The organism is Streptomyces sp. NPDC054841 (genome assembly GCF_053611045.1).
On the sequence record NZ_JBSGZO010000360.1, the window covers coordinates 1 to 8890 of the forward strand.

Annotated in this window: 12 protein-coding genes and 3 pseudogenes; 4 read left to right on the plus strand and 11 right to left on the minus strand. The window is 68.3% G+C overall.

Annotated elements, in window-relative coordinates; translation table 11 throughout:
• The 7 genes and pseudogenes from ACWGI8_RS32985 to ACWGI8_RS33015 all read right to left on the minus strand — a co-directional run.
• Positions 1-356: DUF6228 family protein (locus ACWGI8_RS32985; protein ID WP_453666572.1), on the minus strand; the 356-nt coding region annotated here is incomplete at its 3' end.
• Between the two features lie 174 nt (positions 357-530).
• Positions 531-707: pseudogene (locus tag ACWGI8_RS32990) on the minus strand (ATP-binding protein); the annotation flags it as partial.
• 77 nt (positions 708-784) lie between these two features.
• Entirely contained in the window at positions 785-1231 is a 447-nt protein-coding gene (locus ACWGI8_RS32995) for a DUF6262 family protein (protein ID WP_453666574.1), read from the minus strand.
• Positions 1228-3387 (minus strand): tyrosine-type recombinase/integrase, encoded by a 2160-nt coding sequence (locus ACWGI8_RS33000; RefSeq protein ID WP_453666576.1) that lies wholly within the window; start codon positions 3385-3387, stop codon positions 1228-1230. Before ACWGI8_RS33000 ends, ACWGI8_RS32995 begins: the two co-directional genes overlap by 4 nt.
• Positions 3374-4510, minus strand: coding sequence for a tyrosine-type recombinase/integrase (locus ACWGI8_RS33005; protein ID WP_453666578.1), 1137 nt, complete (start codon positions 4508-4510; stop codon positions 3374-3376). The genes ACWGI8_RS33000 and ACWGI8_RS33005 overlap by 14 nt, the downstream gene beginning before the upstream one ends.
• Before the next feature lie 170 nt (positions 4511-4680).
• Positions 4681-5013, minus strand: a pseudogene (locus tag ACWGI8_RS33010) (ATP-binding protein); the annotation flags it as partial.
• The gene (locus tag ACWGI8_RS33015) at positions 5010-5690 is read right to left on the minus strand and encodes a Mu transposase domain-containing protein (RefSeq protein ID WP_453666580.1); all 681 of its coding nucleotides are present in this window, start codon (positions 5688-5690) and stop codon (positions 5010-5012) included. The gene ACWGI8_RS33015 and the pseudogene ACWGI8_RS33010, both read right to left, overlap by 4 nt.
• Before the next feature lie 87 nt (positions 5691-5777).
• Between ACWGI8_RS33015 and ACWGI8_RS33020 the strand changes: the two genes are divergently transcribed.
• The 3 genes from ACWGI8_RS33020 (at position 5778) to ACWGI8_RS33030 (ending at position 7049) form a co-directional block, all read left to right on the plus strand.
• Positions 5778-5999 carry a DUF5372 family protein gene (locus ACWGI8_RS33020; protein WP_453666581.1) on the plus strand — a complete coding sequence of 74 codons (222 nt, stop codon included), beginning with the start codon at positions 5778-5780 and terminating at the stop codon, positions 5997-5999.
• 174 nt (positions 6000-6173) lie between these two features.
• Positions 6174-6581 carry a helix-turn-helix domain-containing protein gene (locus ACWGI8_RS33025; RefSeq protein WP_453666583.1) on the plus strand — a complete coding sequence of 136 codons (408 nt, stop codon included), beginning with the start codon at positions 6174-6176 and terminating at the stop codon, positions 6579-6581.
• 105 nt (positions 6582-6686) lie between these two features.
• On the plus strand, positions 6687-7049 hold the full coding sequence (locus tag ACWGI8_RS33030) for a hypothetical protein (protein WP_453666585.1): 363 nt from the start codon (positions 6687-6689) through the stop codon (positions 7047-7049).
• Between the two features lie 80 nt (positions 7050-7129).
• On the opposite strand, the gene ACWGI8_RS33035 is transcribed toward ACWGI8_RS33030, so the two are convergent.
• The 4 genes from ACWGI8_RS33035 to ACWGI8_RS33050 all read right to left on the minus strand — a co-directional run bounded on the left by ACWGI8_RS33035 (position 7130) and on the right by ACWGI8_RS33050 (position 8301).
• Entirely contained in the window at positions 7130-7483 is a 354-nt protein-coding gene (locus tag ACWGI8_RS33035; RefSeq protein ID WP_453666587.1) for an IS3 family transposase, read from the minus strand.
• Positions 7444-7626 carry a hypothetical protein gene (locus ACWGI8_RS33040; protein WP_453666589.1) on the minus strand — a complete coding sequence of 61 codons (183 nt, stop codon included), beginning with the start codon at positions 7624-7626 and terminating at the stop codon, positions 7444-7446. The genes ACWGI8_RS33035 and ACWGI8_RS33040 overlap by 40 nt, the downstream gene beginning before the upstream one ends.
• 120 nt (positions 7627-7746) lie before the next feature.
• Positions 7747-8022: an IS3 family transposase gene (locus ACWGI8_RS33045; RefSeq protein ID WP_453666591.1), complete on the minus strand. Its 276-nt coding sequence runs from the start codon at positions 8020-8022 to the stop codon at positions 7747-7749.
• Between the two features lie 96 nt (positions 8023-8118).
• On the minus strand, positions 8119-8301 hold the full coding sequence (locus ACWGI8_RS33050; protein WP_453666592.1) for a transposase: 183 nt from the start codon (positions 8299-8301) through the stop codon (positions 8119-8121).
• A 213-nt stretch (positions 8302-8514) separates the two neighbouring features.
• On the opposite strand from ACWGI8_RS33050, the pseudogene ACWGI8_RS33055 reads away from it, so the two are divergent.
• A pseudogene (locus ACWGI8_RS33055) lies at positions 8515-8890 on the plus strand (hypothetical protein); the annotation flags it as partial.

The following is an 8890-nucleotide window of genomic DNA, read 5'->3' on the forward strand; positions in this document are numbered from 1 at the left end:
GTGCACTTCCAGTCCTCGGGGAAGAAGCCTGACCTCAAGGCCCAGCTCAGATACACGTGACCACCCGAGCCGAAGGTCGCTGTCACAACCAGATGGTTGTTGACCCAGACCCGCTCGCCCTCCCAACCGCGGAAGTCGCGCGCAAGGTTGTCGAAGAACTCGTCCAGATTGTCCCAGACGGTCACAGTCACGGATTCGAGCCGTGCGCGGACACCGTCGGCAACAGCCTCCACGGCGAAGGAGGCCTCGTACTCATCAGCCCGCGACCAGTCGAACAACCGGACACAGGGCGCGAGTGCCCCCCGCCCACCGACGACAAGCTCGACCTGCCCCGGACCCACCTCGATCAGACTCACCCGCCGAAGGATACGGACACCGCCAAGTCGACGGCATCACCATTCTGGGGCGCCCGAGCCGCTGCTACTTCTCAACGAAATTCCAGGCTGCCACCACCATCTGGTGCTGCCAGCACCCAGCGACAATCGCTCTTCGTCTTCACGCCAGTCGGCATAGTCGCGGTCTCGGCATAGATCGACCACGAGCACGCTAGGCCGCAGGTAGGTGCCAAGCTTGTTGACGAGCCGTCCGGCGGCCTCGGCGGCTTTGAGGTTGCGGACCATGTCGTCGAGGCTGGTGAAGTAGATCGAGTAGCCGGCCCGGCAGGCCGCGACCGCGAGCGAGACAGCGATATGCGTCTTGCCGACCCCGCCTGTTATCGCCGGTTCGTTCGCGATCTGAGCGTGTCGTTGCAGCTCAGGACGGTTCTTCGATCGATTGGACGTGGTCAGCAGGGGCCGATGGTTCGGGCCTGAACAGGAGCGTCTCCGCCGCGGCGGTGGAGTTCGCGCCGGAGGTCGAGGTTCTCACCGTGGGCTTGCTCGAGCGCGTCTCGCAGGGCCTGTACTTCCTCTCGGTGCTGCTTCTTCAGGCGGGTGATCTGGCCGGTCAGGGCGAAGACGAGGGTGCTCTGCTCGTCCGCCGGAGGCGTCGGTGCGGGAACCGGCCGGGCTTGGGCCCGGAGCCGCTCGATGCGTCCCCGCAGGTCGTGGTGGTTATAGAGAAACGCATGGGAGACGTTGGCTTCGCGCTGGACGGCTTGGAAGGTGATCGGCTCACCGCGCTTGACCAGGGTGCGGATCGCCTTCTCCGCGGCCTCCTTCTTGGCCTGGGACTTCGCTTTCGCAGCGGTGGCGAGTGTCTGGGTGCGCTTGGCGCGAGCGTCATCGTTCATGGCCGGGTCCTTCGGTGACGGTCGAGGTCGAGAGTGAGTGGGACGGGGCCGGTGGGGGCAGCGCCGCAGCCGGCGCCCTGGACGGCGCATCCAGGCTTGGAGTGGAGGGTGTCCAGCAGTTTGGTGAGGGCCGCGTGCTCGGCCCTCCGTTGCAGCAGCCAGACGTTGTCCTCGGGCATCGGACGTCCGTGCCGTGCCTGGAATGCGGTGGTGCTGCGGTTGATCAGGGCCTCCGTCTCGGTCAGCTGCCGTTCCAGCGCGTTCTGGTGGGAGGCGTCGGTGACGAAGACCGAGCAGGTCAGGCAGACGTTTCCCTTGTCGCAGGTCTGCAGCGGCGGCAGCAGGCACCAGCCGTGGGGCAGGAATCGGTCGGCCCGGTTGAACAGGTGGAGGCTGTCGTGGTCGTCGTGGGAGAAGGTGACGTGGGTGCCGTCTGCCCTCAGTTTCGCGGTGGCCAGGAATGCCTGCTCGGCGTGTTCTTGGCGGGCGGCGACGTAGTGCATCGCCATCGATGGGGTGGCATGTCCGGCATAGCGCATCAACACGTGGACGGGCAAGCCGAGTTCAGCAAGCCGGGTCATCTTGGTGTGACGGAAGCGGTGGGTGTGGCTCAGCCCGACGGGCTTGCCCTTGCTGTCGGTGATCTTCACGATCTTGCTGAACTCGCGGAGCATCCAGTTGTAGGTCCCGGACGGGTAGGGCTTGTCACCCTGGCGGTTGCCGGTCCGCTGCAGGAAGAGGTGACGAGGGACGATGCCGGGGAAGCGGTCGCGGATCCAGTGCTGCTGTTCCTCGATGACCGCGACGACCTCGCGGTCGACGAGGATGTTGTCCGGCGCGATGTCAATCTTGCTCTGGGCGTAGTGGAAGCGGGCGATCTCCTCGCCCTCGGCAGCGTCGACCGCGTGGTCGGGGACCGAGGAGAGGCAGTCGAACAGGCAGGTGCGGATCTCGCTGGCCCGCCTCCCGGTCAGGACCTGGAGCAGGATCATGCGCATGGCCTGCGGGTCGTCAAAGCCGCGGGCGGTGATCTGCTGTCCGTCGCCGCGGGAGATGAGCATGTGCTCGTCGCGGCCCAGGCCGAGCAGGGGCAGGGCGGCGGGGATCTGCGAGAGTGCATGGTCGTCGACGTAGTGCTCGTCGTTGAGATCCCGCTGGTGCGGGATGCGGGAGACCTGGCGGAACCAGCCGGCCGCATGCGCGTCCGTGACCCGGGACCACGGGTGCGGTCCGAGGACCTGGCGAGCCTCGGCGGGGTTGGCCGCGACGAACGCGAACAGCTCGGCGACGGCCCGTAGGTCGTCGTTGATCTGGCGCGGGTGGACGGGTCTGTGGGCGAACCGCTGGTCGCTTTCGCGCTGAATCCTGTTGGCAGGGTCGGAGACCCAGCGCCGGAAGGCGGCGGCAAGTTGGACTGTGTGAGCGGGATCTCCCAGGACATCCACGGGGTCAGGGAAGGTGTTCAGCCAGCGGTCGAAGCGCAAGATGTCCTGCATCCTGTCCTGGCTCACGGTTGTCCAGCGCAGGATGCCCGCTTCCATCTGGGTGCCGAGCCACCACTTGACGGCTTCCCGCAGCCACGGGTGCGCGATCTTCGAAGGTGAACAGCCGTAGTGGGCCTGGGGCTCGTGCTCCGCCAGCGGGATGCGAGGGTCGCATCGCGGATGCCACTCGTCCAGAGTCCACCACGGCCCGTCCGAACAGCGGGCGAGCAGGGCGAGGCGACTGAAGCGGAAGATCACCCGCAGCCGGGCGACGCTGCCGCGGGGAATGAGCCGACCCCAGCGAGTGGCATAGAACCACCGCTGCAAGGCAGCTGCCGTCTCCCAGTCTATGGACCGGATCGACGTCGGGAAGGGATGGTTGTCGCGGATCGCCCGGCGCAGGAGGTTCGCGAACTGGTTGGTGCCCAGCACCGACGAGCGGGTCCCGTCCATCGCCTGCCAGTGCGCCATCCAGGCCAGCTCGGCGGCGATCAGGTCGGGCAGACCGGTCAGGTCGATGCGGCGGTCGCCGTTCTCGGTGATCTTCTCCCAGTCGTCGACGCCGTCGCCGATCACCGGCCCCTTCCAGGGCTCGGGCAGCTCCCGCCAGAGCCGCCAGAACGGATCCCCGTCGCCGGCTGCATGCAGATGACGCTGTTCACCGGCCATCATCGACCTGCCAGGCAGAGATGTACGACTTCCAGTTCGCCGCGGCCCGCAGGGCCTCGTCCTCACGGACCCAGCCATATAGGTCGAGCGTGGTCTGCACGTGTGCGTGACCGACTCGGCGGGAGACCACCCACTCCGGCGTCCCGGCCAGCAACAGCGCGGTCGCGTGGCTGTGGCGGAACCAGTGCGGCGTCCAGGAGGACGGTCCGATGCGCTTCTTGCGCAGGGCGGACACCTTGTCCCGCACCGTGCCCTCGCGCAGGGCGGCCAGCAGCGGCGGCCTCTCCAGGTTCACCAGCAGCGGCGATCCGGCATCGATCTCGATGCTGAACTCGGCGGCCCGGCAGGCGAGGTGGGTGAGGTAGTCAGCGAACAGTCGCTCCAGGTCGCTGCCGACATAGACCCGTCGGGGGCGCATCATCTTCACCCTGGCCCCGTTCGTGTTGTCCTCACGCGGCACGATCTCGACATAGGGAGTGGAGCCGCGGCCCATGACGAAGTCGCAGATCCGCAGGCCGAGGGCCTCGCCCAGGCGCATGCCGGTCTCCGCGAGCAGAGCGAACAGCAGTCGGTCGCGCAGGTTCCCGTTCCAGTCGCCGACCGTGACGTCCGGCATCGCGCAGCCGTCCAGGATCGCCTGGATCTCGCTCGGCAGCAGCAGCGGCGGACGCCCACGATGCCGCTGGCGCCGGACCCTGACCAGCGAGGACGGCGCGGGAGCGGTGCGGGCGTCCAGGTGCGCGAGCAGGCCCCGGGCCGGGGCCCGGCGCGGTGTCCCGCGCATGAGCCGTCCCGCGACCGGCACCGAGAAGACCGCCTCCTGCCAGCGGTAGAAGGAGATCAGCGCGGCCGGTCTCGCCTCCAACGTCCCTGGCTCCGGGGCCTGTTCGGGCTCAACCAGGGTGTGCTCGACGGTGCGGCCGTTGCGCAGCCAGGACAGGAACCCCGCGACCGCCGGGACCCCGAGATCGCCCCACCTGCCGGTCTCGTCGCGCTGTTCGAGGAACGTCCACCACTGGGCCAGCGAGGTCGCATAGCCGCGGACCGTGTTCGGCGACCACAGCTGCCGATGGGCCTCCAGCCAGCCCTCGACCGGCGCCACGGTCCGGTACTTCTCGTCGATCACGGTCCACGTCCTCTGCCCGTTCCCGGGCCGGACCGCCAAGCTGTGCGCCACTGATGTCGTTCCGTCTCGTCGAAGAACTCCCGTTGATAGCAATGCATCAACGACGCAGAACGCTCACGGTGACGCTCGTTGCAGACAGAGAAGAGAGGGACTCAGGCCCCGTTGATAACGGGCGGACCCAGCAGGGCGGCATTCGCCTTGGCGTCGACGAAGGAGAGAGTGGCGAGGTCCTTGACCTTGCGCGGGTCGAGCTCGGGCTGGAACGAGAAGTCGTACTCCTCCAGCGTCTTGTGGTGCGGCAGCTTCGCCAGCCGCAGGCCCTGGCGGAAGCGGCGGTCGTCGCGGACGGCGAGTTCCTCGGACAGCACCAGGTCGAGGAAGTCGAGATAGCCCATCTTCGCCTCGTCCGCCCGGCGGGTGTACTCGTTGATGGTCTCCGCCAGGTGGGGCAGGCCGAGCTTGCCGGCCGTGGTGCGGATGCGGTTGCCGGTCAGCTCGCTCAAGAGGATTCCTTCGTGCTCGGGGAGGTGGTGAAGGGACGGGTGCCGGTCAGTTCGTCATAGACCGACAGCGGACGGCGGCCGACCTCGACGCGGGTGGCGGCGGCCCGGTTCAGCAGGGCCTGCAGCGGACCGGTTTCTTCACCCCAGGGCTGCGTGCGGGGCCGGGGCGGGACATCGCCGGTGGTGGTCCGGCGTCCCTTGCCGGTGGGTAGGCCGTCCCAGTGTGTTTCCTCGACGACACGCACCCCGCGGCCGACGGCCGGCGGGTGCATGGCCAGCAACGTCTCGCCACCCGCGTCGGAGACGGTGGAGTGCAGTATGACCTGCGACTTTGTGGCCCGGATCTCCACCAGCTGGCGGGGGCGGACACGGCGGGCGGGCACTGAGTAGAGGTTGCCGCCGAAGGCGACCAGGCAGTCCTTGCCGACCGGCCGCAGATGCCGTTCGGCCACCAGATACGGAGTGGGCGGTAGCGGCTTGAGAGCCGCGTGGTCGCGGGCGGCCCGCTCGCCGATGACTTCCCGGTGCGTCTTGTGGATCTGGGCCCGTCGCTGCGGCACCCAGGCCGTGAAGGCGGCGTCCATCTCCTCGACAGAGGAGAAGGCCCGTCCGGACAGGACGTGATCGCGGACGATGAGGATCTGCCGTTCGACGCGGCCTTTGGCCCGAACCGTCAAATGCTTCTGATCCGCATGGTGCGGAGCGAGTTGTGACGGTCACGCACCCGTTCCATCCATGGCATTGGGCGGTCGTACGAGTTCGTCGTGCGGCGCAAGAACTGGGGCGAGGACCGCGTGTACTTCCGTGACGAGGCGGGAGAGGTGCTGTCCGCGCCGACGGCGTGGACGGATGCGGGCGGCGAGGACCCCTTCGTGGTTCTCGCGGCGGGCCGCAGCCCGTTCCGCGTCGAGGATCTGCTCGCCCTGGCCGACTTGATCGACCACCTCGACCGCCGCGGTGAGAGTGCCCAGAAGATGACGCCGTGAACGCCTTGGGATTCACGCCGTAGTGGTGGGGGCGTGTCCGGCGCACGGTGCTCGAGACAGCGCACGCCATGCCAACTGGCCTGCACAGATATGTGATCCGATGCCTCTGCGCGCTCTTGGCTGTGATGGGCCGCGACGCAATTCTTGAGGCAGCACGTGAGCGAGGGAGGCGGCATGGCCGGTAACGCGACGAACGACCCGAAAGAGGCCGCGCTGCGGGCGACGCGGACGCTGAACCCGCGGCCGGAGGCCGTGGTCGACGCGGTGTTCACCACCTCCCCGTTCTGCGATCCGCGGGACTTGGTGCAGGTGAAGTACGAGATGGTGCGCCGGGTGCGGGTGGACAACGTGCCCGCGGCCCGGGCGGTGCGGGAGTTCGGGTTCTCCCGGCAGGTCTACTACGATGCTGCGGCCGCACTCGACGCGGGCGGTCCGGCCGCCCTGGTGCCGGGCAAACCGGGTCCGAAGGGACCGCGAAAACTCACCGACGAGGTCATGGAGTACATCGAGAGGCGGCTGGCCCCGAGCCGTCCCTGCGCTCGGGGGACCTGGCCGACGCCGTCGCCGACGAGTACGGCCTGAGCGTCCATCCGCGTTCCATCGAGCGGGCCCTGGCCCGACGAGCGGCCTCACGCACCCAGGAGTCACCCAAAAGCCGCAGCTGACAGCCCTGCGACTACGGGACCCGTGGACCCCGCAGCGGCCACAGCCCGCTATGAGGAACTGCGGACCGCGGCGGCCGAGGGCACGGGCGGCGGCTGGCGGCTGGGCTGGGGTGTGCTCGCCGCCAAGGGCATGGCCGCCTGGGCGGCGGCCTGGCGGTCCCTGCCCGAGCCTGTGGTCCGGCCCCGCCACGAGAGGCAGGTGCCACCAGACCTGGCCCGCGACGGCGACGAACTCGTACGGGTTCTGGCCGCGATGGCCCTGGCCCACCTTCATCCGCCCGAAGAACGGACGGAGCGAACAGCCATAGAACGAGGGGGAGTTGACGACATCCATGGACGCGACGGCCGCGGCGGGCAAGGTGACCCGCGAACATCTGCAGCGTGACGCCTACCTCTATATCCGGCAGTCCACCCTCAAGCAGGTGATCAACATGAAGTTTCCCCGTGATCTTGGACACGTCGTCGTTACGCCGCGAGGGCCTGATCCTGTTGGTAGCGCAGGCGTGTCTCGTGGGGCGTGAGGTAGCCCCAGTGGATGTGCTTGCGGAGGCGGCGTCTGTTGTAGAAGCTCTCGATGAAGTCGAAGATGTCGGCGCGGGCTGTCGCGCGGTCGGGCCAGAAGCGAGTGCCGATCTCCTCTTTGAGTACGGCCCAGAAACTTTCCGCGGCGGCGTTGTCGAAGCAGCTCCCGGTCCGGCCCATGCTCTGCCTGTGCCCCAACATGCCGATTCTGTGGCGCAGTTGGCGGGAGGTGTATTCCGATCCGCGGTCGCTGTGGATCACGCAGCCGGGCTCCAGGCGGCCCAGCGCGGCGGCCATGTCGAGTGCGTCGACGTCGAGTTCGGCGCGGTGATGGCCATCGAGTACCCGATCACCTCGCGCGTGGCCAGGTCCAGCCACGAGGCAAGGTAGAGCCAGCCCCCGGCGGTGGGGATGTAGGTGATGTCTCCGACGATCTTCATGCCGGGGCGGGTGGCGGTGAAGTCCCGGCCGATCAGGTCCGGCGACGGGGCGGCCTTGGTGTCGGCCTTCGTCAGGCTGCGACGTCCGGTGCGCCGGCTGTTCCCGGCGATGCCGTGCTCTCACATGACCCGCGCCACCCGCTTGCGGTTGACCGGCCGGTCCTGTCGGCGCAGTTCGGCGGTGACGCGCGGGACGCCGTAGTTCCGCCGGGAGGCGAGGTGGATCACCGCGATCTCGTGCGCCAGGGCCTCATCGGCCCGCCGCCGCGCTTCGCGGGCTTCCCGTCCGGCCACCCACGCGTAGTACGTGGAGCGGGCGGTCTTCGTCACCTTGCACAGCAGCGTGATCGGGTAGTTCGCCCTCTCCGCGTGGATGAACCGGCATATCTTGCTCACCGGTCGCTCTCTTTCGCGAAGAAGGCCGTCGCTTTTTTCAGGATCTCGATCGTTTTCGCCTGCTCGGCGGTCAGCCTCCGCAGCCGCTTTAGTTCCTCATCCCGGGCCGGATCCGGCGTCCTGGGCGGCGCGGGCCTTCTTCACCCAGCCCCGCAGGGACTCCGAGCTGATCCCGAGCTCCCGGGCGACCTCGGTCACCGTCCGGCCCGACGACCGCACGAGCTCGATCGCGTCCCGCTTGTACTCGTCCGAGTACCGCTTCGTGTACTTAATTCCCACCTGGCACTGCTTCCTCTGGGCTCTCACGTCCCAGTCTCCAGGTGTCCACGATCAAGGGGAAGCTTCAATCTGACCTGGGCCGAGTTCGAGGCCAACCAGACCCGGCTCGCGGAGCTCGCGGCCGCCCACGGCACCGACCGCAAAGCCTCCCCGCCCCGGGAAGGCGCCGCGCTGCTGCAGGGCGTGGTCTCCTGCGGCAAGTGCGGCCGCCGGATGACCGTGCGCTACCAGCACTACAAGGGCACCGGAAAACCGATCTATCTCTGCCAGTTCGACGGGATCCGCAACGCGGCCCCGATCTGCCAGACCATGGTCGGCGACCAGATCGACGCCGCCGTCGGCGAGCTGCTGCTGACCACCCTCACCCCGCTCACCCTGGAGGTCGCCCTGCGGGTGAGTGATGAGCTGGTGACCAGGAGACCCCCTCTGCAGCGCGGATCGGCGCGCTTGTACCGGAGATTGGGTCAGGATCGGTGGGCGCCGCGGGGTTGGATGAGCTGGTGCCAGAGCTCGGCCCACGATCGGTCAACGTTGGCGCTCTTTGCGGTGGCGTCGATGTCGTGCCCTGCCCTTATGCTCTCCTCGCCGC